Raw genomic sequence first — 26,448 nt, 5'->3', positions numbered from 1 at the left:
GGGGCTTCACCTCCACGCCGCTGTGCGGTTCACTTGATCCATGAGAGCCATCTGGAAAGGCGCGATAGCGTTTGGGCTGGTCAACGTGCCGGTCAAGGTTTACAGCGCCACCGAAGACCACGACATCAGCCTGCACCAGGTCCACAACGCCGACGGCGGGCGGATCCGCTACCAGCGACGCTGCGAAATCTGCAGCAAGATCGTGGACTACGAGGACATCGACAAGGCTTACGAGGACGACGGTCAGACCGTGGTCCTCAGCCGCGAGGAGCTCAAGTCCATTCCGGCGGAAAACAGCCACGAGATCGACGTGGTGCAGTTTGTGCCGGCGGAGCAGCTGGACCCGATGATGTTCGAAAAGAGCTATTACCTGGAGCCGGACTCCAAATCGCCCAAGGCCTACGTCCTGCTGCGCCGTGCGCTTGAAGACACCGACCAGGTGGCTATCGTCCAGTTCGCGCTGCGCGACAAGACCCGGCTGGGGGCGCTGCGGATCCGCGGGGACGTGCTGGTGCTGCAGGCGCTGCTCTGGGCCGATGAGGTGCGGGAGGCCAGCTTTTCCTCGCTCGAAACCACTATCCGCATCTCCGCCCAAGAACGTGAAATGTCCGCCGCGCTGGTCGATTCGATGGCGGCGGACTTCGAACCCGGGCAGTTCACCGACGACTATCAGGCGCAGCTGCGCCTGCTCATCGAGGCGAAGCTGGAGAAGGGGGAGTCCCTGGACACCGAGGAAACCTTTGGCGTCCCGGCCGCCGGCTCCGGCTCCGGCGAGGTGATCGACCTGATGGAGGCGCTCAAGCGGAGCCTGGAGAAGAAACGCGGGGGACGGGCGGCCACGTCGGACGACTCCGCCGGGCCCGGGGCCGCGGCGCCCGCTTCGAAGTCGACGGCCGCGAAGGCTGCTCCCACCCGGACTTCCCGCGCCGCACCCAAGACAGCGCCCAAGACTGCAGCCAAGACTGTACCGAAGACTGCAGCCAGGGCCGCGCCGAAGGCCGGGACCAAGGCCGCCGGGACAAAAGCGGCCGCGCCGTCCGCGCGGAAAGAGGCCTGAGCGGCCGGGCGTCCGGCCCGTGGCCATCTGGATCAGGCGTTCCCGAGCGCGGAGGGCTCAGTCTTCGTCTTCGGCATGGCCTGCCTCCCTGGCTGGTTGTCGGTGCCGGCGGCATCACCCACCGCCTCCCGAATCTGGCCGGCGGCGGACCGGGACCTCCGCCGGCGGCGGTGTTCCGCTGCCGCGGATTCCAAACTATCGGTGCGGCAGGCACCTGACAAGCCTTGGCTAAGGGTATGTAGCGGACCTGAGCGGGACGGCCCAGGAACCTGCGGGGCTGCCGGTTGCCGACCCTTAACGCAGGAGCCCGGCCACACCCTCGGTGGGTGCGGCCGGGCTGTCGCGTTACAGTCGGCGGGCGGTGCTGCTATTCGGCGTCGTGGTCCGTTTCCAGGATCTGGACCAGCCGTTCGAGGGCGGCGTCGGCGCCGTCGCCTTCGGCGCGCAGGACTACCACGTCGCCGTGGGATGCGCCAAGGCTCATCAGGGACAGGATGCTGGCAGCATCCATGGCCTCGTCGACAGGCTCACCCAGCCGGGCGATGGTGATCTCGAGATCGAACTCGCCGGCTGCCTCCGCAAAGATGGCGGCCGGGCGGGCGTGCAGCCCTACACGGCTGGCAATGGTGGCGTTACGTTCGGTCATTTCTGCTCCTTGGATTCAGCATGGGGATGTCAGCGTGGAAAATCTTCCCGGCCGCTTCAATCAGACGGTTGCGGGGACCAGTTCTACCGTATCAACGGTCTTCCTGACGGCCCAGCGCTTGAGTGCCAGGACGGACAGCGCCGTAATAATGGTGCCGACGATGATTGCCACAACAAACATCAGGAAGTTGTCGATCGCGAAGAAGACAAAGAGTCCGCCGTGCGGGGCCTTGGATCCGACGCCGGCGGCCATGGAGATGGCGCCGGTGACGGCACCGCCGAGCATGCTCGCCGGGATCACGCGCAGCGGGTCGGCGGCGGCGAAGGGGATGGCGCCTTCGGAGATGAAGGAGGCGCCCAGCAACCACGCGGCCTTGCCGTTTTCGCGCTCAGCCAGGCTGAAGCGCTGCTTGTCCAGGACAGTGGCGAGTGCCATTGCCAGCGGCGGAACCATGCCCGAGGCCATCACGGCTGCCATGATCTGCCACGGGGCCTGGTTGGTGATCGTGGCGGCACCGAGACCGGCGACGGCGAAGGAGTAAGCAACCTTGTTGACCGGTCCGCCCAGGTCGAAGCACATCATCAGACCGAGGATGATGCCGAGGACAACTGCGCTGGCACCGGTCAGGCCGGAAAGCCAGTCATTGAGGCCGGCGGTGATGCCGGCGATCGGGCCGCCCAGGACCAGGAACATCAGCCCCGATGCCACGAGGGACGCAACCAGCGGGATAATCACAACAGGCATCAGGCCGCGCAGCCAGCGGGCGACCTGGATTTGGCCGATCACATGGGCGATGTAGCCTGCGAGCAGGCCGCCGACGATGCCGCCAAGGAAGCCGGCACCCATAAATCCGGCGACTGCACCGGCAACGAAGCCCGGGGCGATACCGGGCCGGTCAGCGATGGCGTAAGCGATGTAGCCGGCCAGGGCCGGTACCAGGAAGCCCAGTGAGAGGGCGCCGATCTTGAACAGGACGGCGCCGAGGTAGGCGCCAAGCGGGCCCCATGCGTTGTCCGGGAATTCCGTGGGCAGGTTGAAGATGCTGTTGTCCACAACGATGGCATCGGCATACTGGGTGATGAGGTACCCGCCCATCAGGAAGCCAAGCGCGATCAGCAGGCCGCCGCCGGCCACAAACGGGATCATGTAGCTGACGCCGGTCAGCAGCGCTTTCTTCAGCTTCTGCCCAATGTGCTCACCTTTTTCCTCGGCCTCGTTCTGTGCCTGTTCCTCCGCGCCGAAGTGCGGGACCCGGCGGGCGTTGGGGTTCTCTGCGGCCGCGAGGGCCTCATGGACCATCTTTTCCGGCTCGTCGATGCCGCGTTTGACGGGGGCGTTGATAACCGGCAGGCCGGCGAAGCGCTCCTTGCCGCGGACATCCACGTCGACGGCGAAGATGACGGCGTCGGCTGCGGCGATCACTGCCGGATCCAGCGGCTTTGCCCCTGAAGATCCTTGGGTCTCCACCTGCAGGTCCACGCCGATTTCCTTGGCCGCGGCCACAAGCGAATCGGCGGCCATGTAGGTGTGGGCGATGCCGGTGGGGCAGGCAGTGACAGCGACAAGGCGCTTGGACCGGGAAGCTCCGGTCCCGGTCGCGGCGCCGCTTACGGCCGGTGCCGGTGCGGAGTGGGCGGCAGGCTTATCGGCAAGGGCGCCTTCGACGAGCCCGACGACCTCGGCCGCCGAACCGGCGTCGCGCAGGGCCTGGGTGAAGTCCTTTTTGATCAGGGAGCGGGCCAGCTTGGAGAGCAGCTTGAGGTGTTCCTGGTCCGCGCCATCGGGGGCCGCAATAAAGAAGATGAGGTCCGCGGGGCCGTCCTTGGCGCCGAAGTCGACGGACTGGGAGAGCCGAGCCATCACCAGGGTGGGTTCGGTCACCGCCGTCGAACGGCAATGCGGGATGGCGATGCCGCCCGGAACCCCGGTGGCGGTCTTCTGTTCCCGGGCGAAGGCGTCGGCGAAGAGGCCTTCCACCTCGGTGGCGCGACCGTTGGCGGCGGCTTTGCCTGCCAGGTGCCGGATCACGGCTTCGGGCGAGTCGCCCAGGTTCTGGTCGAGCTCGACCAGTTCGGTAGTAATGAGCGCAGTCACTGTCAATCCTTCGTCAGGGCCGTGATGGTTACGGCGTTGGGGGTGGTTTGGTGGACTGCCGGGACTGTGGAGCCCGGCAGCGAAGCGGCGGCGGCACCGTGTGCCACAGCCTGGCGGAGACAATCGGCCGGGGCGGCGCCCTGGCTGGAAGCGAGCAGGTAACCGGCCAGTGACGAATCGCCGGCGCCTACCGTGCTCACCGCGGTGACCGGCGGATGCGTGGCCAGCCACGCGCCGTCGGCCGTGACGAGCACCGCACCCTTGGAGCCGAGTGTTGCCAGCACGGCACCGACTCCGGATCGCACGACGGCGGAAGCGGCCGCCGCGGCCGCCCCCGGATCCGCTTCGAGTTCCTCGGCGGACTTGTGCGTGGCGAACCCGGCTGCGGCAGCCAGTTCCACCAGTTCCTCGGCATTGGGTTTGATGAGATCCGGTTTCCCCAGCGCATCGCCGCAGATCGCGGCGGCGAGCGGTTCGCCGGAGGAGTCCACGGCGACAAGGGGAGCCTCTTTGCCGTGATCCATGCTGCGCAGCCGCCGGGTGACGGTGGCGTAGAAGTTGGCCGGGACCCCGGGTGGGAGCGATCCAGCCAGGACAACCCAGCTGGCTCCCCGGGAGTGGTCCAGGAGCAGCCCGATCAGGGCTTCCTGCTGGTCCGCACTCAGCGCCGGTCCGGGTTCGTTGATCTTGGTGGTCACGCCGCCGGGTTCGGTGAGCGCCACGTTGCTGCGCAGCGGCTCTCCGATGGGGAGGGCGGCGAATGGGACGTCGACTTCGCGGAGACCGGCGAGGACGGGGTCCGCCTCGGCGCCCGGGAGCACGGCGACGGTCTTCAGCCCGGAGGCGACCAGGGCGCGGGAGACGTTTACGCCCTTGCCGCCGGATTCCTGCCGGACGGAGACGGCGCGCTGGACTTCGCCGCGGACCAGGGGTCCCGGCAGTGCCACGGTGCGGTCCAGGCTTGGGTTGGCGGTCAGGGTGACAATCATGCGACCACTACCTCCACTCCGGCATCCGCGAGGGCGTCGGCCAGGTCCTGGCCGGGTTTCGTGTCAGTGATCAAAGTGTCCAGATCTTTCAACGAGGCGAACTGGACCAGGGTTTCGGCATCCAGCTTGGAGGAATCAGCGAGCACCACTATGCGGCGGGCTGAATGGACGAAGGCGGCTTTGACAGCGGCTTCTTCAGGATCGGGGGTGCTCAGCCCGAAGGCTGCGTGGATGCCGTTGGTGCCGATGAAAGCGATATCCGGGCGGATCCTGCGGGCGGCTTCCACCGTGGACTGGCCGACGGCGGCCTGGGTGATTCCGCGGACCCTGCCGCCAAGCAGGTGCAAGGCGATGCCGGCCTCACCGGAGAGCTTTGCCGCGACGGGCAGCGAGTGGGTGATGACCACGAGTTCCGCGCCGGGTGCTGCAGCGGCTGACGTCGCTGCAGTCCGCGCGGCCAGGCGGTCGGCGAGGGTCTCGGTGGTGGAGCCGGCGTCGATCAGGATGCTGCCGGTTCGGTTTTCCGGGATCAGTGCGAGGGCCGCTTCGGCGATCCGGGTCTTTTCCGGTTGCCGCTGGTCGGCGCGGACCAGGATGCTTTCTTCGCTGGTGCTGAAGCGGTCCGGGGAGACGGCGCCGCCGTGTACCCGGCGCACACTGCCGGCGGATTCGAGGGCGGCCAGGTCCCGGCGGACGGTTTCGGTGGTGATGCTGAAACGCTCGGCGAGGTCCGTGACGCTGGCACGGCCGCTGGCAACAATGAGCCCCACGATCAGCTGTTGGCGTTCCTCGGCGAACACTGGCTCTCCCTTGCGTCAGTACTGCGGACCTCCCCCGCACTTCCGTGATGACCATCACAATGAAGTGGAGTTGCTTGACTTTATCTGTGAATATGTGGCTTTGTCAATGAAAAACAACATGAACACAGAAATGTCCCGTACGCGGCCGATGGGCATGCCCAGTTTTCGGATCGAGGAGTGGGCATATCTGGACTATGTCCATCCGTGGGGCCGGGCGCAGGGCATGTCCGCCGCCGGGCCCGGGCGCGGGGCATGCGCAGGGGTAGGGGTAGAGGTAGCGGGTAGGGGTGGAGACGGGTTCGGCCGGTGTTCACGCACGGGACGGTGCGCGTGCTGGAAGGGCGGGAAGGGCCATACAACGGCCGACGCCGGGCCGGGCCCGGTAAAGGGTTCGGCCCGGCGTCGGGTGGCTTATGCGGTGCGCGGCGGCGCGCTCGGACTAGATGCCGGCGTCGCGGCTTTCGTTCCGGGTGATGGTCTCGCCGGTATTGGGGTCCACAACGGAGCGTGTCTCGCTGACCCGGCGGGTGCGGCTGCGCCCTGGTGAGGCCAGGACCAGGGAAGCGATCAGCCCGATGACACCGACCGCCATCAGGATGTAGCCGATCATGGTCTGGTCCACATTGGGGATCAGGCCGGGGGTGATGGCCCAGGCGAGGATGGCGCCGAGGGCGATGAGGAAAATGGCGGAACCGATTCTCATGACTTGCTCCTTGTGTCCGGTCGGACGGTTAAGTATTGCTAAGCATGCTGTCCAGCGTCAGGCTACAGCCCGGTGCGTGTTGTTTCAACGATCTCATTGACGCCACTCCGGCCAGTTTTCGCACGTAGTCTTGAAGCGTCCGCTGCGGCCGGCCAGATACGTGCCGCCGTTTACCGCACTGCCGCACCAGCCCCGCACCCCGGCGGGTTACGCAACGTGCCTCACAGAAATCCGGTGCCCATGCTTACAGCTTTCCCCAGAGTCGTCGTCACCGGACTGGGAGCAGTGACTCCCGTCGGTGCGACGGCGGCCGAGACCCGGGCCGCGTTGCTGGCCGGGCGCTCAGGAATCGCGGCACTTGAGGATGACTGGGCGCAGGAGCTTCCGGTCCGGATGGCGGGCCGGGCGGACGTTGATGTTCCCGCGCTGCTCTCCACCCCGGAATATAAGAGGATGGACCGGTGCGGGCACCTCGCGCTGATTGCGGCCCGGGAAGCGTGGGCGCAGGCAGGCCGTCCCGCAGCCGACCCGGAACGCCTGGCCGTGGTGATCGGATCCGGCTATGGCGGCCTGGACACAACCCTGGAGCAGGCCCGGGCCCTTGATGCCCGCGGGCCGCGGCGCGTCTCCCCGCACACGCTGACCCGGATCATGACCAACGCGCCCGCGGCCTGGGTGTCCATGGATGTCGGCGCCAAAGGCGGGGCGCGCACCCCGGTGAGCGCCTGTGCCTCCGGGGCGGAAGCCATCTCCCAGGCGGCAGACATGATCCGTGCCGGGACAGCGGATGTTGTGATTGCCGGCGGCGTGGATTCCTGCATCAACGGCCTCATCCTCAGCGGCTTCGCCCAAATTCGGGCCCTGTCCACCCGCAACGGAGACCCGGAGTCCGCTTCGCGGCCGTTCGACCGGGACCGGGACGGATTCGTACTGGCGGAGGGCGCCGCGATCCTGGTCCTGGAACGCGAAGACCACGCCCGCGCCCGGGGAGCGGAAGTGCTCGGTGTCGTGGCCGGAACTGCTGTGACATCCGACGCCGTCGACATCGTCGCCGCCGATCCGGTCATGCAGCGGCGGGTGATGGAAAAGGCCATCGCCGCCGCAGGCCTTGGTGCCGGAGACATCGGGCTGGTCCATGCCCACGCGACCTCCACCCCGGTCGGCGATCGCCTGGAAGCCGACGCGATCAGTGCCGTACTTGGAAACCAGGTACCCGTTACCTCCACAAAATCCCTCACCGGGCACCTCCTTGGCGGCGCAGGCGCCCTCGGCGCCGTCGTCCTGATCCAGGCGCTGAAAACCGGGGACTTTCCGGGGTCCGGCAACCTTGACCAACCCGACGACGGGATCGACCTGAACCTTCTGCGGAAAACGGTGGCAGGCCAGGGAGCCAGGGCAGGCATCGCCAACGCCTTCGGATTCGGCGGTCACAGCACCGCCTTGGTGATCACCGAAAGCTAGGCTGTTGCGATGGAGCGAGTCCTCTGGTCCAAACCGGAACACGAACGCGACGGGACCCCGTTGCTGGTCATGATGCACGGCTACGGCCGGGATGAATCCCGGATGGTGAAACTCTTTGGCAGCCTGCCGTCCGGGTTCAGTTGCGCGGCGCTGCGTGGCCCCAAGGAGATCGGCGACGGGTACGGCTGGTTCCTGCTGGACTACTTCCTGACCCATGACTTCGCTGACGTCATCGCTGCCGCCAACGCCGTGTTCAGCTGGATCGAATCAGTCAAGTTCCAACACACCAGCATCAGCCTGCTCGGCTACTCGCAGGGCATGGCCATGGCCACGACACTGCTCCGGTTGCGGCCGGCGGAGTTCCGCGCCGCCGTCGGGCTGTCAGGATTTGTACTGGACAACGAACTCCTGGCGATGAGCGAATCGTTCGAGTCCCGGCCGCCCTTCTTCTGGGGCCGGGACCGGGATGACCTGGTGATAAACGCCGCCGCAGCGGAGCACACCGAGGAGTGGCTCCACGAGCACACACAGCTCACGGCGAGGACCTACCCGGGAACGGGCCACGCCATTTCGGCCGCGGAACTGGTGGACGTCAGCGCGTTCCTTCGCCACTATGTGCTGAACCCGGGAAACTGACTCCGCCCGCGGCCGGACTCCAAGTGGGGTGGCGATAGTGCCAAAGGTCCTTTTATCCAATTGCGCGTCAATTTTGTAAGCGCTTACACTCAACGTGGGCCGTATTTCTGGCCGTCAACTGACTTCAGGGGGAAGAAAGGGCTGAGCCCTGTGTTGCAGGCTAAGGCGCCGCGTCACCGTCGAGGACGTCGGCGCACTCTCCGGATTTTCCATCTGCACCGACTCCCGCAGCTTCGAAGACCGCCGTGCGCCCTTCGGGAGGTATCCGATCCCGGCGCCCCACGGCTACGCAGCAATTGAAGGGCTCCACCGCCCTGGAGTGCCAAAACCCCGTCACGCCAGCTTCGGGAGACCAAACTGACAGCGGGCCAGCGCACCCGCCGGCGTTAAACGGCGCCCGGTTGCGACCGGGAATGCCCGCTATCTTCAGCGCCGGGGCCCCGTTCCGGTCCGCCCCCTTAAAACGCCGGCCCCGGCCTGCCGGCCCACCGACTGAAAAATGCCGTCTGAAAGGACAACCGAACCATGACTGAGCTTTCCAACAGCACCGCGTCGAGCTGGGCCGGGGCGTCTGCCATCCTCTTTGACCTCGACGGCGTCCTGACCCCAACCGCGATTGTGCACGAGCGCGCCTGGCGCGAACTTTTTGACGGCTACCTCCAGTCCGTTCCCGGGGCCGCCGCCTACCGCGCAAGCGACTATTTCGACCACATCGACGGCAAACCCCGTTTCGATGGCGTCCGGGACTTCCTCGCCTCCCGCGACATCGTCCTGCCCGAAGGCCCGCTGGAGGACGAACCGGAGCACAACACCGTCCACGGCCTGGGTAACCGCAAAAACCAGGTCTTTAACGACATCGTCGCCGCCGGCGGGGTTCGGCCCTACGCAGGCTCTGTGCGGTTCGTCGACGCGGCACTGGCCCGCGGGCTGAAGCTCGCCGTCGTTTCCTCTTCCCGCAACGCCCCGGCGGTGCTCAAGGCCGCCGGACTTTCGGATTACTTCCCGGTAGTGGTCGACGGGGTCGTCGCCGTGGCCGAGGGCCTGCCCGGCAAGCCCAGCCCGGCGACCTACGAATATGCCGCCCGGTTGCTGGGCCTGCCCAGCGACGAGTGCGTTGTGGTCGAGGATGCCGTGTCCGGCGTCCAATCCGGCCGGGCCGGGAACTTCCATTCGGTGATCGGCGTGGACCGCGGGGCAGGCCGGCAGACCCTGCTGGCCGCCGGAGCCACGCTCGTCGTCAACGACCTCGACGAGCTGCTCTAGCCCGTCACCCTTCCGTCCCGACCAGGACGCTGCAAGGCCCTGCAAGACCGCACAAAAAACCTCTCATCAGCAGCCTTTTTACCGCCTGAAGGATAAACCATGGCCCTTATCACCTCTGACCGCGCGCGGTTCCCCAATGACCCCTGGCAGCTGGTCGAGACTGTGCACCTCCCCGGCAACGCCGGCACGCTGGAGACCCTCTTCAGCCTCGGCAACGGCCACCTCGGTATCCGCGGCGCTCACTGGGCCGCCGCCGACGCCGAGCTGCCGGGCAGCTTCGTCAACGGCTTCCACGAGACCTGGGACATCAAGCACGCGGAGAACGCCTACGGCTTCGCCCGCACCGGCCAGCGGATCCTCTACATCCCCGACGCCAACAACTTCACCGTGATCATCGACGGCGAAACCTTGAGCCTGGACGAATCCACAGTGCTCGACTACCGCCGCAGTGTCGACTTCGCCACCGGCGTGTACGAATGCCGGATCGTGTGGCAGTGCCGCTCGGGCGCCACCGTGACCACCATCGAACGACGCGCTGTCGGCTACCAGTCCCGCGGTGCGCTTGGCATCTCGCTGGAACTCGGCGCGGACCGGGATATCTCCGCGGACGTGACCTCCTCGGTGATAAACCGCCAGGACCAGCCGGTGGATGATCACTCGGCCCACGACCCCCGGCGTGCCGGCCGGCACGCCGGGCGGGTGCTGCTGCCGGTGCGGCTCGACGGCGGCGACGGCTCGCTGCGGCTGTCCTGGGAGACCGCCGAATCCAAACAGCGCATTGGCCTGGCTGTCGACCACTGGACCAACGCCGGCGTGCAGCCTTTCGACACCCAGGTGCATGAGGACGACAGCAGTGTCCGCTACGTTCTGGCCGTAAGCGCCGACGAGCCGTTTGTGCTGGAAAAGAGTGTCAGCTACGCCGTCGGGCAAGCCTCCGAAGACCTTGCCGACGACGCGGAAGCGGGTCTGAGGCCGCTGTCGGAGATTTTCGCCGAAAGCGCGGAGCATTACCGAAACTACTGGACCACCAGCGACATCATCCTCGCCGGCCAGACCGAGCTGCAGCAGGCCGTCCGCTGGAACCTCTTCCAGTTGGCCCAGGCCACCGCCTGCGCCGACGTCGCCGGCATCCCGGCGAAGGGTGTGTCCGGTTCCGGCTATGACGGGCACTACTTCTGGGACCAGGAGGTGTACCTGATGCCCTACCTGACGTACACCAGCCCCGGCAACGCCCGCCAGGTCCTGCAGTTCCGCCATGAGATGCTGCCCGAAGCCAAGATCCGGGCCAAGGAACTCAGCGTGGACGGCGCCCTGTTCCCTTGGCGCACCATTAACGGGCTGGAGGCCAGCGCCTACTACGCCGCCGGCACGGCCCAGTTCCACATCGCCGCCGCGATCGCCTTCGCGACCAACCGCTACATCTGGGCCAGCGGCGACCAGGAGTTCCAGGAAACCCTCGGCGCCGAGCTGCTGATCGAGACCGCCCGGATGTGGGTGTCCCTGGGTTTCTTTGGCAAGGACGGGCAGTTCCATATTCACGGCGTCACCGGCCCGGATGAGTACACCGCCGTTGTCAACGACAACGTCTATACCAACGTGATGGCGCGCTTTAACCTGCGGGCGGCGGCGGCGCTGGATCACCCCGGGATTGACGATGCCGAACGCCAGGTGTGGGAGCAGGCCGCCAACCGGATGCAGCTGCCCTATGACGAGGACCTCCAGGTCCACGCTCAGGACAACGACTTTATGACCCTGGAGCCGTGGGACTGGACGACACCGCGTTACAAGTACCCGCTGCTGCTGCACTTCCACCCGCTGGTGATCTACCGCCACCAGGTGCTGAAGCAGGCCGATACCGTGCTGGCCATGTTCCTGCAGTGGCAGGACTTCACGGCCGAGGAAAAGCGCCGCGCCTTCGATTTCTACGACCCGATCACCACCGGCGACTCCACCCTGTCCGCCTGTGTGCAGGGCATTATGGCGGCCGAGGTCGGCTACGGCGACGCCGCGCTGGACCACTTCACGCACGCGTTGTTCATCGACCTGGACGACACACACGGCAACACGATCGACGGCGTGCACATCGCGTCCACCGGCGGCGTGTGGAGCTCGCTGGTCAGCGGCTTCGCCGGCCTCCGGGACCAGGGTGCGGTGCCCTACTTCGACCCGCGGCTGCCCGCTGGCTGGGAAGGGCTCTCGTTCCACCTGAAGATCCAGGGCCGGCTGCTGCAGCTTGAACTGGAGCAGGGTGCCATCAGCCTGACGGTGCGCGGGGGCCCACCGCTCGAGATCGACGTCCGCGGCGAGCTGTTTACGGTCGACGGTGATCCGGTCCGGGTGCCGCTGGCCCCGGTGGCGGTCCCGGAGCCCACGATCTTCCCGAGCGGACTGCCGACGGCGTCCCTGCCGATGGTGCGCGCAGCCGGCTAGGCCTGCTGCTGCCGTTCGGCGGCGCCGCTGCTGCCGGGGTGCCCGTCGCCAGCCAGGCGCTCCGGGCCGTCGTCGAGCGGGTTGGCGATCTCGTCGGCCGGCATCTTCGCGACGGCCAGTGCGATGACCGCCACAACCGGACACACGGTCCCGGCCACCAGGAAGATGAGCCCGACCGGCAGCACCTCGGCGGCCGGGCCGGCGAGGGCCATGGAGACCGGCATCAGGGCCAGCGAGACGAAGAAGTCCAGGCTTGAGACGCGGCCCAGCAGGTGCGGGGGAACCCGGCGCTGCAGCAGGGTGCCCCAAATGACCATGCCCATCCCGCCGGTGGCACCGAAGACGAAGAGCGCGGCAGCCAGCGCCCAAAAGCTGTCGATGATGCCGACGGCGGCAAGTGGCAGGCTCCCGGCGCCCCAGCTCACTATCATCGCGCTCAGGTAGCGGCGCGGCAGCGGGAACGAAGCAGTTGCCAGCGACGCGGCGGCGCCGCCGACGCCCATCACCGCGAGCAGGAATCCGAACTGGCGCGAGTCGCCGCCGAGCTGGTCGCGGACCACAAACGGCAGGAGCACCTCGATGGGGCCGATCAGGAAAAGTACGGAGATGCAGGCCCACAGCAGGGTCCACATTAGCCAGGGTGTGCGGACCGTGTAGCTGACTCCTTCGCGGAGGTCCTGCAGCAGGGACGTTGGGGCGCGTTCGCCGGTCCCGGAACCTGCCCCGCCGCCAGCGCCGTCCATATCCGGACGGGGCTGGCGGCGGAGCAGGCTGAGGACGGCGAGGGCCAGCAGGTGGCACACCGCCACCCCGGTCACTGCATGCGCGGGGGAGAGGGCTGCGACCAGGATGCCCGCGACGGCCGGGCCGGTGGCCTGCTGCAGGAGCGGCCGCATGGTCCCTTCCAAACCGTTAGCCGCGAGCAGGTCCTCCGGCGGCAGGATCCGGGGGAGGATGGCGGAGTAGGCGGGGAAGAAGAATGCTGCGCCGGCGCCGAGCACAAACCCGCCGAGCGCCAGATGCCAGAGTTCCAGCCAGCCCAGCATGGCCAGTCCGCTGATGGTGGCGATGACGGCCAGGTTGGCCCCCTCCACCGCGATGATGAGCAGCCGCTGCGGGAACCGGTCCGCGGCGATGCCGCCCATCAGCAAAAACGCGACGAGTCCGGCGCTGCCGGCGGCCGCAACGAGGGAGAGCTCCAACGGCCCCCCGCCGAGCTCGATCACCTCGTAGACCATCGCCACGGCCCACATTCCGGAGCCGAAAATGGAGATGGCCAGTGCTGTAATCAGCACACGGTATTCCCGGTGTGCGAAGGGCCGCAGGGCCCTCGGTGAGCGCATGGTCCCAGTTTAGGCTGCGACTTCGCGTGAGGGCGGCGGTTTCCAGGCGGGAAAATCCGATGGAATAGGCGGGCCGGTGTCCGGGTTGTCGCCTAACGGGACGGGCAATCCAACCAGGACACCCCGTTCCGACGCACGGGGCCGGAAAGCCGCTACGCAGTTCTGCTGCGGCGGCCACAGGCCCGATTGAGCCGGACTACCCAGAATCGGAGATGGTGGATTAATGACTGCTTACAAGACAGTGAACCCCGCGACCGGAGAGACGCTGAAGGAATTTCCGCTTGCTACCGCGGATGAGGTGGAGAATGCCCTCGCGGCGTCGAAGCAGGCCTTCCAGGCCTGGCAGGCTGCGCCCGTAGCGGACCGCGCCGCGGTCATTGCCCGCGTGGCCGAACTGTACCGGGAACGACAGGACGAACTGGCCCGTCTGATCGCCACGGAGATGGGCAAGCCCTTGGCCCAGTCCCGGGGCGAAGTGGGCCTGGTGGCCGACATCTACTCGTACTACGCCGAAGAGGGCCCGGCCTTCCTCGAAGACGAACTGCTTGATGTTAAAGGCGGCGGCGAAGCAATCGTCCGCTCAGCACCGGTCGGGCCGCTCCTGGGCATCATGCCGTGGAACTACCCGTACTACCAAGTGGCCCGGTTCGCCGCCCCCAACCTGGTCCTCGGCAACACCATCCTGCTCAAGCATGCCGGCAGCTGCCCCCAGTCCGCCCTTGCCATTGAACAGATTTTCAAGGATGCCGGGCTCCCGGAGGGTGTCTACCTCAACGTTTTCCTGAGCAACGAACAGGTTGCCGAAGTCGTCGCCGATGACCGGGTCCAGGGTGTCTCCCTGACCGGAAGCGAGCGGGCCGGCTCGGCAGTCGCCGAGGTGGCCGGCCGCAACCTGAAGAAGTATGTGCTCGAACTCGGTGGCAGTGATCCGTTTATCGTCCTCGACTCAGACGACCTGGACGCCACGGTAAAGGCAGCGGTCAGCGGACGGATCGGGAACGCCGGCCAGGCCTGCACGGCTTCGAAGCGTTTTATCATCCTTGAGGACCTGTACGAGGCTTTTGTGGAGAAGTTCACTGCGCGGATGTCCGCGGTCAAGCACGGTGATCCCTTGCTCGCCGACACCCGCTTCGGGCCGCTCTCCTCACAGAGCGCCGCGGACGGCCTCATCGAGCAGATCCAGGACGCCGTGGACAAGGGCGCTACCCTGCGGACCGGCGGACACCACATCGATGGCCCCGGCGCCTTCGTGGAGCCCACGGTGCTGACGGATGTGACCCCCGGGATGCGGGCGTTCTCCGAAGAACTCTTCGGCCCGGCGGCCGTCGTCTACAAGGTCGCCAGCGTTGAGGAGGCCATTGAACTGGCCAACGGGTCCCCGTACGGGCTCGGCGGTGCGGTCTTCAGTGCCGACGCCGAGAAGGCCAAGGCGGTGGCCGATCGGCTGGACACCGGCATGGTCTTTATCAATTCCGTGGCCGAAACCCAGGCGGATCTGCCCTTCGGTGGTGTGAAGCGTTCGGGCGTCGGGCGCGAGCTGGCACGGTTCGGCATGAATGAGTTCGTCAATAAGAAGCTCATCCGGACACCGCGCTAAACCGGGCAGTTCTTCACGGCAGTTGAGGGCGGACAGGCGCCGCCGATCCGCCCTCAACTGCCCGCCCGGGCCATCGTCCGCCTCTACCGGCGGCGCCGCTGTGGCCTAGTGTTAAGGCTTGAATCCACAGCAGTGACGGTTCCGATGAGAGGCGATGATGGCCAAGCGAGGCAACCCGGCAATGAAAATTGCCCAGCAGTCAGCACACAACGCGATGTTCGACGCCGAGGGCAAACCCCGGGCAGGTGTGCACAACGTGCTCCTGCGGGCCGTTGAAATCCAGCGCCCCTTGATCCTGGCGAACCTTCGCCGGCTCCAGCGAAAGCACCCGCGGGCCACGGCGGCCCAGCTGGCCGCAACCCTGGAACGGGACTACCTCATTGCCGTCACCGGCGGCGGCGCGCTTGTGGGCGGGGCGGCCGTGATTCCCGGCGTCGGGACTGTGGCCGCACTGGGCCTCTCGGCCGCCGCGACCGCCGGTTTCCTGGAGGCCACAGCACTTTTTGCCACCTCGCTCGCCGAACTTCACGGCGTGCGGATGGTGGATCCGGAAAAGGCCAGCACACTGGTCATGGCCGTAATGCTCGGCGAGGAAGGCACCGCGCTGTTGAGTTCCCTGAGCGGCCAAGCCACCGGGCAGGGCGGCGGGCCCACCCAGGCGTGGGGCACACTGTTCGCACGCCGGGCACCGCTTGTTGGCTTCGGCCAGGTTCGTGAACGGATCCAGCGGGCTTTCCTCCGGAGCCTGCTCAGGCGCCAAGGCGGTGCCTTGCTGGGCCGGGCCCTGCCGTTCGGCGTCGGGGCCGTCGTGGGCGGGGTCGGCAACCGGATGATGGGACGGGCCGTGGTGGCCAATGCCAAGGAAGCGTTCGGACCGCTGCCCCTCGTGATCCCCGGCGAACTGGGAGCGACCGCGGAGCTGGACGGCCCGGCAGCAGCCCCGGCTGACACAAAGGACAGCAAGGACGATTCAGCGCAGAAAGGCGGCACGTTTTGGATTTGAACGCTGACTTGGGGGAGTCCTTCGGGACGTGGACCATGGGCGACGACGCCGCGATGTTTCCGCTTCTGACGAGCGCCAGCGTGGCCTGCGGGCTGCACGCCGGGGACCCCGTGACCATGCTGGACACCTGCCGGGCGGCCTACGAGTCCGACGTGCGGGTGGGCGCTCACCTGGGCTACCCGGACATGGCCGGATTCGGGCTCCGGGCCCTGGACATGACGTTCGATGATCTCTTCGGCGCCGTGCTGTACCAGCTCGGCGCCTTGGACGGGGTGGCGCACGCCGTCGGCGCCTCGGTGGACTACATCAAGCTGCACGGGGCACTCTACGACCGGACAGTGCGCGACGCCGAGCAGGCTTCGGCAGTCGTCGCGGCCATCCAGGCCTACGATCCGGGGCTTGCCGTGCTGGGCTTCCCGGGCTCCGCCCTGCTCGGGATCGCCCAAGAAGCCGGCCACCCGGTCTTTACCGAGGCCTTCGCCGACCGCGCCTACCTGCCCGACGGCACCCTGCTGCCGCGCTCGCAGGATGGTGCACTGCTGGAGGACCTCGGCCGGATCCAGGAACGGGCCGTGCGCCTTGCCGTCGAAGGCGAGGTCGAAGCTGTGGACGGGACGGTGCTCAGGATCGAACCGCACTCGCTGTGCATCCACGGTGACACGCCCGGGTCGGTCGAAACCGCCGCCGCGATCCGCGCGGCCCTCGAAAGCGCAGGCGTGGAGCTGGAAAGCTTCGCTTAGCCGAAGACCAGGTGGGCCACAGCAAAAATCGCGAGGCCGGCAAGGGCGCCCACCACGGTGCCGTTAATTCGGATGAACTGCAGGTCCTTGCCGATCTGAAGCTCGATCTTTTGCGAGGTTTCCTCGGCATCCCAGCGGGATACGGTATCGGTGATCACACCTGCGATGTCCGAGCGGTACGTCTTGACGAGATACCCGGCGGCGTCCCCGATCCACCTGTTCACCTTGCCGGCCAGTTCGCCGTCGACAACGAGCCGGGTGCCGAAGTCATGCACGGCGGCTTTGAACCTGACGGTCAGTTCGCTGTGCGGATCGTCGACGGCGGAGAGCAGCGCGGCCTTGATGGTGCCCCAGGTTCGGGAGGCGAGTTCCCGAATTTCCGGATCTCCCAGGACTTGGGCCTTGATGCCTTCGGCCCGGGCAATCATAACCGGATCGTGCTGCAGGTCCTGTGCCAGATCCTTGAGGTACGTGTCGATCGACCGGCGGACCTGGTGCTGCGGGTCGGTCTGCACAGCGCGGGTGAATTTGAGGATCTCGACGTAGACCTTGTCGCCTACGAGTCCGTCGACGAACGACGGCACCCACGTCGGGGACCGGTCAGTCACCACCCGGTTGACCGTCTCCTGGTTGTCCCGCACCCAGTCCACGGTTCGGTCCACGAGCACGTCCACCAAGGCGTGGTGATGGCCGTCGTCGAAGATCCGCTCGGCGACCCGGCCCACCGGGGGACCCCACGGCGGAGCGAGCAGATGCCGGCGGACCATGCCCTCGATCACGGCCTGGACGTCGTCGTCGTTGAGCACGGTAAAGGCCCCGCGGATGACGGCGGCACCTTCCTTGGCCACCCGCTCCGCGCCGCCGGGCCCGGAGAGCCAAGCTCCGGCTTTGCGGGCGATGTCCACCGAGGCCAGTTTCTCCTGGACCACCTGCTCGGAAAGGAAGTTGGTTTCCACGAATTCACCCAGCGAGGCGCCAATCTGGTCCTTGCGCTGCGGAATGATGGCGGTGTGCGGGATTTTCAAGCCCATCGGGTACTTGAACAGGGCCGTCACCGCGAACCAGTCGGCGAGGGCGCCCACCATACCGCCCTCGGCCGCAGCCCGGACGTATTCGAGCCAGGGGTACTGCTTCTGCAGGGCGAAGGCGACCACAAAGATGATGGCCATCAAAACCAACAGTGAGAGCGCCAGCAGCTTCATCCGCCGGAGCGCGGATTCTTTCGCGGCGTCGCTCCCTGCCATGGATTGGCGGCGGCTGGGGCGGCCGACTGCGGGCGCGTTGGCGCCGGCGGGGCCCTCCGCGCGGGTAGTTGGCTTAGATTTCACCTGCATGTGCCCAGCCTAGCCCGGCTTGGGCGGTGGCCGTCCGCTAACGTGTCAGCATGACGACTGCCGAGTCCACCGCAACCCGTCCGCTGGTCTACGCCCACCGTGGTTCCAGTGCGGCGTTCGCTGAGCACACCCGGGCGGCCTACCTGCAGGCAATTGCCGACGGCGCCGACGGTGTGGAGTGCGATATCCACCTCACCAGGGACCAGCACGCTGTACTGCTGCACGACTCAACCCTGGACCGCACCTCGGATGGCACCGGAGCCGTGGCGGACAGGACCCTCGAGGAGCTCCGGGCGCTGGACTTTTCCTCCTGGAAGGGCGCCAGGATCCCGGAAGAATACGGCAGTAGATCAGCCCAGCTGCTGACGCTCCCGGAGTTGCTGGCCCTCCTGCGGACAGCAGGCCGGGAGATCGGGCTGGCAATTGAACTCAAACACCCGAGTCCCTTTCAGCTCAAGCTCGAAGACCGTGTCCTGGAAATCCTCACGGCCGAAGGCTGGGATCCGGCGACGTCCCGGCTCGGGAACATCGTGGTGTCTTTTATGAGCTTCAGCCCGGACTCCGTGAAGCACCTGCTGGGAACCGTCCCGTCCGCCGCCGTGTGCCAGCTTGTGGACGACGTCGACGTCGAGGAGCTCCGCGAGGAGCTGGGCCTCGGGGCGCTCACCGGCGGAGCGCTTGCCAATGTGATGAAGGCCGCGCAAACGGAAGCCGAACGGATCCTGGATGACTGCGAGACCGGGCTGGCCGGCCCGGGCATCGACTATGTCCGGGGCCATTCCCGGACCATCCGGCGCTGGCTCAACTCCGGCCGGCGGTTCCGGGTGTGGACGGTGGATTCGGAAGCCGACGTCGCCTTGTGCCAGGAGCTTGGGATCCACGAGGTCACCACCAACCGGCCCGGGCAGGTCCTGGCGCAGCTCTCGGCCGGGTCGCGGAGCCTCGGCTTGCACGGGTAGCTCCCGCTGGTCTTTGCGCCTCAAGCCCAGGGGAACAGGGGGAGGCTACGCTGCAAGGTCCCGGCGCCGCCAGCCGGCGAACCCGAACGCAGCAAGCACGGCCGCTGCCACGGTCAGGACACCCAGCGCCGCACCATCCCCGGATCCCACCGGGAGCAGCGGGGAATGCCTGAACGGGGAGAGGTCCATCAGCCAGTTCGGGGCGTTCCACAGCACCCCGAACTCTCCCAAGGCGACGAACGCCAGCAGGAGGCCCCAGGCCGCCCCGGTCAGCCGAGGCGCCCAGCCGAACACCGCCAGAGCGAGGCTGGTAACAACCCATGCGGCCGGCACCTGGGCCAAAGCGGCAACGGTGCTGCGGCCCAGCAGGGAGGCATCGTTGACGGCGAAGGCGGCTCCGGCACCAATCGACAGGCCCGCCAGAAAGAGCAGCAAAACGATGCCGGCCAACGCAAAGGTGAAGTGGCTGCCCGCCCACCGGAACCGGGTAGTGGCCGTGCCCAGCAGGACTTCGGTATGGCCCGCGGCTTCCTCGCTGCGCAGATGGTTCGCCGCCGATACCCCGTAGGCGGCCGCCAGTAGACCCATGATGCTGATTTCCGCGGCCAGGAAGGCCTCCGTCAAAGCGCGGGGGCCGCCCAGCAGCTTGATAAGGTCCTGGGCGTTTGGTGAACTCAGCAGCTCTGCCACATTGGAGACCAGGGAACCGATGACAACGCCGAAAATCACGAACGCCACGGCCCAGCCTAAAAGTACGCGGTACTGCAGCCTTACGGCCAGGCCCCAGACGCCGGAGAGCGAGCCTACGGCAGGTCCGGGACGCCCGGCAGCGATCCCGGCTCCCAGGTCCCGCCGTGCCCGAAGCGCGAATGCCGCCGGAACCAGCACGAGAGAGAGGGCAACAGGCAGCGCCAGCACCCACCAGCGGTCTCCGGCGAACGCCCGGATCTGCTGGTTCCACCCGATGGGCGAGAGCCAGGAGAGCGCCGATGGTCCCGGCTCGGCGAGGTCTCCGACAGCTCGCAAAGCATAGGTCACTGCGACGATACTGACACTGATCCCGGTCGCGGCCCGGGCGCTGGCGGTGAGCTGTGCCGCCACGCCGGCCACGGCGCTGAATACCATCCCGGTGGCGGCCCAGCCCAGGCCGAAGGCGAAGGAACCGGCCGCCGGCAGTCCGCCGGCGGCCAGCGCGGCTGCCGAGAGCAACCCGAGCAGCACGTTGGCCCCCAGGCTGATCGTGAGGGCCGCCGCCAGCGGTGCGTCTCGCCCCAGCCGCCCGCCGCCGAGCAGTTCCAGGCGTCCGCTCTCCTCGTCCCCGCGGGTGTGACGGACGGCGAGGACGATCATCAGGACGGCCAGGATGGCGGCCATAAACGCGGTGTATTTGATGAGCGACAGCGCACCGATCGAGCCGGGGTCGTAGATCCGCCCGAACATGGCCACCATGGAGGCGGTCGCGTTCAGGGCGGTGGAGGCCTCGATGCGGCTCGTGGCATCGGGGTAGAGCTCGACTCCGGCACGCGCGGTCGAGTAGGCGGTCAAGGCGAAACCGACGATCCACGCAGGCAGCATCCAGCGGTCCCGCCGCAGCCCGAGCCGGATCAGGACGCCGGTTCCGGCCAGGGTCTCAGGCATCGCCGGCCCGCCGTCGGCCCGGCCTGGCAGGGGCACCGGAGCCGGGCTGTCCGGGCGGGGCGCCGGACGCCGCCGCCGAATCCCCGGCAGTGCCGGCACCATAGTGGCGCAGGAACAGGTCCTCGAGCGTTGGCGGCTGGCTTGTGAGGGACCTCAGTCCCGCCGTCGTCAGTGCCTGCATCAGGTGGTTCAGGCCGGCCGGCTCGACTTGGGCGTTGACCCGGTGGTCCGTTACGACGACGTCGTGGACACCGGGCAGGAGTTCGAGTCCGGGCGGCACCGTGGCGACGTCGGCGGTGACCGAAGTTCGGGTGAGATGCCGCAGCTGCTCCAGCGGGCCGGTCTCCACCAGCCGCCCGGACCGGATAATGCTGACCCGGTCCGAAAGTGCCTCGGCCTCACTGAGGATATGGCTGCTCAGCACCACTGTTCTCCCCTGCGTGCGCAGTTCGCGGACGCAGCTGCGGAATACGTCCGCCATCAGCGGGTCCAGCCCGCTCGTCGGCTCGTCCAGCAGGAAAAGTTCAGCATCGGTGGCCAGGGCAGCAACAAGGGCCACTTTCTGGCGGTTTCCCTTGGAGTACGCCCGGGCCCTCTTGCTGGGGTCCAGTTCGAACAGGTCCAGGAGCTGATCCCGGCGTGCGCGGTCCTGCCCGCCCTGAAGCCGGCCCAGCAGGTCGATGATCTCCCCGCCTGTCAAGTTCGGCCACAGTGCTACGTCCCCGGGGACGTAGGCCAACCGGCGGTGCAAGGTCGATACCTCACGCCAGGGGTCGAGTCCCAGCACCCGGATGGAACCGGCATTGGAGCGCAGCAGACCCAGCAGCAGCCGCAAGGTGGTGGATTTGCCTGATCCGTTGGGCCCGAGGAAACCGTGCACCTCACCGGCAGCCACGTCGAAGTCCAAGCCGTCCAGCGCCTGCACGGTCCCGAACCGCTTCACAACGCCCTTCATTTCCACCGCAGCGCCCATACGCAACAACGTACCCCGATTGACCCTCGTGACACCCTGCAGAAAGTCCTGTTTTGAGGCAGCCAGTCACGGTTAGCGGGGGGACCGCGGCTGTGATTGAGTTAATCCATGCCATCTCGCTGGTCCGGCCGGGACACCCAGACACTTTCCGCGGTCGCGATGAGCGTCCTGCTGCTGGCCAGCGCGTCGAAGCACTTTGATGATCCGGATTTCTTCGCGCCAGTGGTTCCCGATGCGCTGTGCCGGGATGACAGCGGCGGGAAGCCAAACAGCCCCCTCGCGGTCCTGTCCCGGGAGGAATGGGTCGCATTCAGCGGCCTGCTTGAAGTGGCCGCCGCCGTGGGGCTCCTGGTCCCGGTGACACGTCGCGCCGCGGCCGGATGTGTGACGGCCATGTTCACCCTTTTCCTCGCCGGACACCTCGACGCCCTGCGAAAGGCCTACGGCCCGGGCGGGACCCCCGCCCGGCGCCGCACGCACACCCTGCGGTTGCCGCTGCAGGCGCCGCTGATTGCCTGGGCCTGGAGCTTGCGGAAAACCGCACCGGCGCAACGGGCCCGGCAGCAACAGGCCCGGCGGTGAGGCTTCTGCAGTCCCCGGCCGTGCGGGTGGGGCTCTCCATCAGCATCGCCACCGGACTCTACGGCGTCTCTTTCGGAGCGCTGTCCGTTACATCAGGCCTTGACTTTTGGCAGACTATGGCCCTGAGCCTGCTGCTGTTCAGCGGCGGCTCACAATTCGCGTTTATCGGTGTGGTAGCCGGGGGCGGCTCCGGGGTCGCCGCGATGGGGGCGGCCACCCTGTTGGGCATGCGTAACGGGATTTACGGCATGCAGATCAACGCACTGCTGGCGCCGCGGGGCTGGCTGCGGTTTGCGGCCGCCCACGTCACCATCGACGAGTCGACCGCCACCAGCACCGGTCAAACTGATCCGCTGGAGCGCAAGCGTGGCTTCTGGACCGCGGGCGTTGGCATCTTCGTTCTCTGGAACCTGTTCACCGCCGTGGGCGCCCTGGCAGGCGGGGCGCTCGGCGATCCCAAACAGTGGGGCCTCGACGGCGCTGCCGTGGCGGCGTTCCTGGGCCTGTTGTGGCCCCGGCTCAAGGGCCGCGAACCTGTGGCGATCGCCGTCGTCTGTGCCCTGGCCACTGTGCTGGCGGTACCATTGGTGCCCGCCGGGGTGCCGATCCTGGTGGCCGCCGTGGTTGCGGCGGCAATCGGCTGGTTCAGTAATGGCCGCAGCGACGAAGGACTGGAACCGGACGTGGACCCTTATGCGGACCACCCGGACGCACGGGTGCGCCCGGCAGGGGATACCGCATGAGCCTGTGGATGTGGCTGCTGCTTTCCTGTCTGCTGGCCTACGCGTGGAAACTGCTGGGATATCTGGTCCCGGCCAGCGTGCTCCGTGACCCCCGGATGTCCCGGATCGCCGGCACCATAACGATCGGGCTGCTGGCCTCCCTGGCCATTGTAAATACCGTGGCCTCGGGCCAGACGCTGGCGCTGGATGCACGGCTGGGGGCATTGGCTGCGGCGGGCCTCGCCCTGGTGCTCCGGGCACCCTTTCTCGTGGTCGTCCTGGCCGGAGCCGGCGCAGCAGCAATACTGAGGCTGCTGGGCTGGAACTAGCCGTACCGGCTGGCAGCTGTTACCAAAATGCCGCCTGCGAACGAATGGTCGATGGGGCTGGGGTTGGTAAGGTGACCCGGACCTTTGGGAGAATTTTGAAACGAGCTGACTGGCCGGCTGCCGGCATGGTTTTCCGGAGGACCGGACTGCCCGTCGTTGTGATGACACTGGCCTTGGCCGGTTATCTCGCGGGCCGGCTTCTGCATGGCGAGGGCTTCGACGCCGTAGTTGATGGCTGGCTGGCGGCGGCTACGGGGTGGACAACGGCTGCAGTGTGCTGGCTGGCACTGCACCGGTCCGCCGGAGTGCGGATCGAGTACGCACTGGCTACGGTTGCGGTGACGGCGACTGTGGCGGGGGATACGTATTACACCTTGGCGCAGGACGAATCCGGTGTTTTGCCTTCGCCTTCGCTGGCAGACCTTGGATACATGCTCTTTTATGCCCTGATGCTGCTGGCTTTGATCGTTGTTGTGGGAAAGAGGCTGCATGGAGCTGCGTGGCCCGTTTTCCTCGACAGCGCTGTTGCCGCCTGCGGGGCAGCCACGGTGTTGGCGGTAGTCCTTGAACCCGTGGTGGGGTCCTCAGGCGAAGCTGGCCTCTCTGCCCGGACCGTGATTGCCGTCGCGTATCCGCTCTTTGACCTGATGCTTATTGCCGTGGTTGCGGCCATTTTCGCGGCCCGGGGTGAAACGGACGGACACTGGGCTCCGCTCGTGGTTGGTTTGCTCATCTTCGCTGCAGCGGATGTTGTGTTTGCGCTGGGGGAAGCATCGGGAGCATATTCGGTGGGGTCAGCTCTGGACATGGCCTGGGCCGTCGGGATCGCACTGATAGCCGTGTGGGTTGACCGGGCCTCCCGTGCCGGGCAACCGCGCCGGCGCCGGCGAACGGCCCATCAGGCGCTTTTGCTGCCCGGAGCGGCGACAGCGGCGGCGTTGGCGGTTCTGCTGCTGGGGAGCGAGCAACACGTGCCGGTCTACGCGCTGGTGTTAGCCAGCGCCACCCTGGTCCTCGCGGCCGTGCCGATGGCATTCCGCCACCGACTGTTGCGCAGATTGGCCCGGACGGATGATTTGACCGGGCTGCTTAACCGGCGGGCGTTCCACGATGATTGTGTGCAACGATTGGCCGCCGCCGCCGCCGCCGCCGGTGCCGGCGCCGGCAAGCGCAGCGGTGCGCTGCTGTTGCTTGACCTGGACCGCTTCAAGGAAATCAATGACAGTCTGGGCCACGAGGCCGGCGACCGCCTGCTGGTCCAGGTCGGGGAACGGTTGTCGCGGTCGCTTCGCACCGGTGACCTGTTGGCCCGGCTGGGCGGTGATGAGTTCGCGGTGCTTCTGAATGGCAGCAGCGCCGACGAAGCCGACGCTGTGGCCCGCAAGATCCGCGATGCGCTGGCCGGGGGGTTCCCGGTAGCCGGGATTGAACTGCGGACCAGCGTCAGCATCGGCGTTGCGCTCTTCCCGGACCATGGGGCCGACGCCAACTCACTCCTTCGCAAGGCAGACCTTGCCATGTACCGGGCCAAGACGGCCCGAAGCGGGCACCAGTTTTACCATCAGGACGATGACCGGCAGGGCGAGTTGCGGCTGCGCACCATCCAGGAACTACGCACCGCATTGGTCCTCGATCAGCTGGTATTGCATTACCAGCCCCAAATCGATCTCGCCACGAACGAGATCCACGGGGTCGAGGCCCTGGTGCGCTGGGACCATCCCGCCCGGGGGCTGCTGATGCCCGCTGACTTCCTGGACCTCGCGGAAGAATGCGGCCTGATGCATGACCTCACGCTGGTCGTGCTGCAGAAGGCGCTGGATCAAGCCGCTCAGTGGTCTTCTCGACAGGCGAAGCTCACGGTTGCGGTCAACATCTCCGCGAGTTCGCTGGTCGACGTCGGGCTTCCCCGCCGGATCAGTGCCATGCTGCATGAGCGGCAGCTCCCGGCCAGTGCCTTGATCCTGGAAATAACCGAGGACTTCCTGATGGCCGACCGTGACCGCGCGCGGGGAATTCTGACCGAACTCAGGGGCAACGGTATTCAGATTGCCGTCGATGACTTTGGCACGGGCTACAGTTCCCTGGCTTATCTGCGCGAGCTGCCCATCGACGAACTGAAGCTCGACCAGTCGTTCGTGCAGCCGATGGGCACGGACCCCCGGGCCTCGGCCCTTGTGGCGTCCACCATCGCCCTGGCACACAGCCTGGGACTGCGGATCGTCGCCGAGGGCGTGGAAACCAGGCAGACACAGAACGAACTCAAGGAGCTCGGCTGCAACAACGCCCAAGGACACTATGTCTCGCTCCCGGTCAGCGCCGCGGAACTGGACGGCTGGCTCGTTAGCCGGCGCCAGCTGGAACCCGCCCCGCAGCCCTGAGGCATTCCGGGCCAAGGCCAAGGCCGGGCCCTAGCCAAGGACGGAGTCGAAGGCTGTTCCCGGCAGGGGCGCCTGCGGCGGCAGCGGCCGGTGGGGGCGTTCCGAACGGATCGCGTCCTCGACGAGGGCGGCCGCACGGCGCCAGGCATCCGAACCCGCCTCCATGGTGTCCACCACGCCAATCAGCATGGCCAGCAGCCGGATCAGGTCGGTCATCGAAATGTCGCTGCGCAGCGTACCCTGGCCCTGTCCGCGGCCCAGGAGCACGGCGACGGACTCAATCAAGTCCCCCGTAATGCCGGTCAGCAGCCCGCGCCGGCCAGCGACGGCACCAAGCAGGTTGGCTTCTTCGCTAGCGACGCCCATCAGCGCGTCAATAACACGGAAGAGGCCGTCGGCGGCGTCGGGACCGGCCAGGGCCTCCTCGATGACCGGGTCCACCAGCAAACCGAGCTGGCGGTGCAGTGCGGCGAGGACCAGTTCTTCCTTGTCGGCGAAGTTCCGGAAGAGCGTCGCCGGGCCGACTCCTGCGGTCACGGCGATGGTCTGCAGCGGGACTTCCGGGCCGTGCTCACGGAAGCACAGGCGGGCGGCCGTGATGATCTTGTCCACGTTCCGCGCGGCATCAGCGCGGAGCGGTTTGCGGTCTGCTGCCCGGTTCATTTGCTTAGGGTAGCAACGCGCACCCGGGGCGGGGAGGTTACTCCCGGGTAGGCGGGAATGTGACGGTATGCGCGGCAGCGGCAGCGGCAGCGGCCGGGGTGCGGGTTC

At 67.2% G+C, this 26,448-nt stretch carries 23 protein-coding genes; 13 read left to right on the top strand and 10 right to left on the bottom strand.

Going from position 1 to position 26,448, the window contains the following annotated elements:
- The first annotated feature begins 40 nt into the window (after positions 1–40).
- Positions 41–1,057 (top strand): non-homologous end joining protein Ku, encoded by a 1,017-nt coding sequence (gene ku / locus QMG72_RS06135; RefSeq protein ID WP_282359503.1) that lies wholly within the window; start codon positions 41–43, stop codon positions 1,055–1,057.
- A gap of 367 nt (positions 1,058–1,424) precedes the next feature.
- Here ku and QMG72_RS06130 read toward each other — a convergent pair whose 3' ends face one another.
- The 5 genes from QMG72_RS06130 to QMG72_RS06110 all read right to left on the bottom strand — a co-directional run bounded on the left by QMG72_RS06130 (position 1,425) and on the right by QMG72_RS06110 (position 6,289).
- Positions 1,425–1,703 carry an HPr family phosphocarrier protein gene (locus QMG72_RS06130; protein WP_226773893.1) on the bottom strand — a complete coding sequence of 93 codons (279 nt, stop codon included), beginning with the start codon at positions 1,701–1,703 and terminating at the stop codon, positions 1,425–1,427.
- A gap of 60 nt (positions 1,704–1,763) precedes the next feature.
- A complete protein-coding gene (locus tag QMG72_RS06125; RefSeq protein WP_283480027.1) occupies positions 1,764–3,797 on the bottom strand; it encodes a PTS fructose transporter subunit IIABC in 2,034 nt (677 codons plus the stop codon).
- 2 nt (positions 3,798–3,799) lie between these two features.
- Complete coding sequence (locus QMG72_RS06120) at positions 3,800–4,786, bottom strand: 1-phosphofructokinase family hexose kinase (protein WP_226773895.1); 987 nt, start codon at positions 4,784–4,786, stop codon at positions 3,800–3,802.
- Positions 4,783–5,586, bottom strand: a complete 804-nt coding sequence (locus QMG72_RS06115) for a DeoR/GlpR family DNA-binding transcription regulator (RefSeq protein ID WP_226773896.1) — start codon at positions 5,584–5,586, stop codon at positions 4,783–4,785. The genes QMG72_RS06120 and QMG72_RS06115 overlap by 4 nt, the downstream gene beginning before the upstream one ends.
- Before the next feature lie 439 nt (positions 5,587–6,025).
- Positions 6,026–6,289 carry a DUF6458 family protein gene (locus QMG72_RS06110; protein WP_226774695.1) on the bottom strand — a complete coding sequence of 88 codons (264 nt, stop codon included), beginning with the start codon at positions 6,287–6,289 and terminating at the stop codon, positions 6,026–6,028.
- A gap of 240 nt (positions 6,290–6,529) precedes the next feature.
- Here QMG72_RS06110 and QMG72_RS06105 point away from each other — a divergent pair, with 240 nt between their 5' ends.
- The 4 genes from QMG72_RS06105 (at position 6,530) to QMG72_RS06090 (ending at position 12,079) form a co-directional block, all read left to right on the top strand.
- Positions 6,530–7,750 (top strand): beta-ketoacyl-[acyl-carrier-protein] synthase family protein, encoded by a 1,221-nt coding sequence (locus tag QMG72_RS06105; protein WP_282359589.1) that lies wholly within the window; start codon positions 6,530–6,532, stop codon positions 7,748–7,750.
- Positions 7,751–7,759: 9 nt separating this feature from the next.
- Entirely contained in the window at positions 7,760–8,386 is a 627-nt protein-coding gene (locus QMG72_RS06100) for an alpha/beta hydrolase (protein ID WP_283480023.1), read from the top strand.
- Between the two features lie 525 nt (positions 8,387–8,911).
- Positions 8,912–9,649, top strand: a complete 738-nt coding sequence (locus QMG72_RS06095; RefSeq protein ID WP_282359506.1) for an HAD family hydrolase — start codon at positions 8,912–8,914, stop codon at positions 9,647–9,649.
- A 99-nt stretch (positions 9,650–9,748) separates the two neighbouring features.
- The gene (locus QMG72_RS06090; protein WP_283480020.1) at positions 9,749–12,079 is read left to right on the top strand and encodes a glycoside hydrolase family 65 protein; all 2,331 of its coding nucleotides are present in this window, start codon (positions 9,749–9,751) and stop codon (positions 12,077–12,079) included.
- Here QMG72_RS06090 and QMG72_RS06085 read toward each other — a convergent pair.
- Entirely contained in the window at positions 12,076–13,422 is a 1,347-nt protein-coding gene (locus QMG72_RS06085; RefSeq protein ID WP_283480019.1) for an MFS transporter, read from the bottom strand. The genes QMG72_RS06090 and QMG72_RS06085 overlap by 4 nt on opposite strands.
- Before the next feature lie 223 nt (positions 13,423–13,645).
- On the opposite strand from QMG72_RS06085, the gene QMG72_RS06080 reads away from it, so the two are divergent.
- From QMG72_RS06080 to QMG72_RS06070, 3 genes are all read left to right on the top strand, one after another.
- A complete protein-coding gene (locus QMG72_RS06080) occupies positions 13,646–15,019 on the top strand; it encodes an NAD-dependent succinate-semialdehyde dehydrogenase (protein WP_226774689.1) in 1,374 nt (457 codons plus the stop codon).
- 157 nt (positions 15,020–15,176) lie between these two features.
- Complete coding sequence (locus QMG72_RS06075) at positions 15,177–16,022, top strand: hypothetical protein (RefSeq protein ID WP_226774700.1); 846 nt, start codon at positions 15,177–15,179, stop codon at positions 16,020–16,022.
- Positions 16,013–16,762 carry a LamB/YcsF family protein gene (locus QMG72_RS06070; protein ID WP_226774688.1) on the top strand — a complete coding sequence of 250 codons (750 nt, stop codon included), beginning with the start codon at positions 16,013–16,015 and terminating at the stop codon, positions 16,760–16,762. Before QMG72_RS06075 ends, QMG72_RS06070 begins: the two co-directional genes overlap by 10 nt.
- Here the strand turns inward: QMG72_RS06070 and QMG72_RS06065 are convergent.
- The gene (locus tag QMG72_RS06065) at positions 16,759–18,096 is read right to left on the bottom strand and encodes a DUF445 domain-containing protein (RefSeq protein ID WP_226774687.1); all 1,338 of its coding nucleotides are present in this window, start codon (positions 18,094–18,096) and stop codon (positions 16,759–16,761) included. The two genes, QMG72_RS06070 and QMG72_RS06065, sit on opposite strands and share 4 nt — an antisense overlap.
- A gap of 50 nt (positions 18,097–18,146) precedes the next feature.
- On the opposite strand from QMG72_RS06065, the gene QMG72_RS06060 reads away from it, so the two are divergent.
- Positions 18,147–19,055: a glycerophosphodiester phosphodiesterase gene (locus QMG72_RS06060; RefSeq protein ID WP_226774686.1), complete on the top strand. Its 909-nt coding sequence runs from the start codon at positions 18,147–18,149 to the stop codon at positions 19,053–19,055.
- Positions 19,056–19,100: 45 nt separating this feature from the next.
- On the opposite strand, the gene QMG72_RS06055 is transcribed toward QMG72_RS06060, so the two are convergent.
- Positions 19,101–20,693 (bottom strand): ABC transporter permease, encoded by a 1,593-nt coding sequence (locus QMG72_RS06055; RefSeq protein ID WP_282468058.1) that lies wholly within the window; start codon positions 20,691–20,693, stop codon positions 19,101–19,103.
- The gene (locus tag QMG72_RS06050; RefSeq protein WP_226774685.1) at positions 20,686–21,666 is read right to left on the bottom strand and encodes an ABC transporter ATP-binding protein; all 981 of its coding nucleotides are present in this window, start codon (positions 21,664–21,666) and stop codon (positions 20,686–20,688) included. The genes QMG72_RS06055 and QMG72_RS06050 overlap by 8 nt, the downstream gene beginning before the upstream one ends.
- A gap of 108 nt (positions 21,667–21,774) precedes the next feature.
- On the opposite strand from QMG72_RS06050, the gene QMG72_RS06045 reads away from it, so the two are divergent.
- The 4 genes from QMG72_RS06045 (at position 21,775) to QMG72_RS06030 (ending at position 25,677) form a co-directional block, all read left to right on the top strand.
- Positions 21,775–22,248 (top strand): DoxX family protein, encoded by a 474-nt coding sequence (locus QMG72_RS06045; protein WP_226774684.1) that lies wholly within the window; start codon positions 21,775–21,777, stop codon positions 22,246–22,248.
- Complete coding sequence (locus QMG72_RS06040) at positions 22,245–22,991, top strand: AzlC family ABC transporter permease (protein WP_226774683.1); 747 nt, start codon at positions 22,245–22,247, stop codon at positions 22,989–22,991. Before QMG72_RS06045 ends, QMG72_RS06040 begins: the two co-directional genes overlap by 4 nt.
- Positions 22,988–23,299, top strand: a complete 312-nt coding sequence (locus tag QMG72_RS06035) for an AzlD domain-containing protein (RefSeq protein ID WP_226774682.1) — start codon at positions 22,988–22,990, stop codon at positions 23,297–23,299. The genes QMG72_RS06040 and QMG72_RS06035 overlap by 4 nt, the downstream gene beginning before the upstream one ends.
- A gap of 95 nt (positions 23,300–23,394) precedes the next feature.
- Positions 23,395–25,677 carry a putative bifunctional diguanylate cyclase/phosphodiesterase gene (locus QMG72_RS06030; RefSeq protein WP_282468059.1) on the top strand — a complete coding sequence of 761 codons (2,283 nt, stop codon included), beginning with the start codon at positions 23,395–23,397 and terminating at the stop codon, positions 25,675–25,677.
- Between the two features lie 30 nt (positions 25,678–25,707).
- On the opposite strand, the gene QMG72_RS06025 is transcribed toward QMG72_RS06030, so the two are convergent.
- On the bottom strand, positions 25,708–26,340 hold the full coding sequence (locus QMG72_RS06025) for a TetR/AcrR family transcriptional regulator (protein ID WP_226774680.1): 633 nt from the start codon (positions 26,338–26,340) through the stop codon (positions 25,708–25,710).
- Positions 26,341–26,448: the final 108 nt, after the last annotated feature.

The sequence above is a fragment of the Pseudarthrobacter sp. PH31-O2 genome (genome assembly GCF_030063265.1).
Classification (GTDB): Bacteria; Actinomycetota; Actinomycetes; order Actinomycetales; family Micrococcaceae; genus Arthrobacter.
This window is presented reverse-complemented; position numbering and strand designations above follow the sequence as displayed.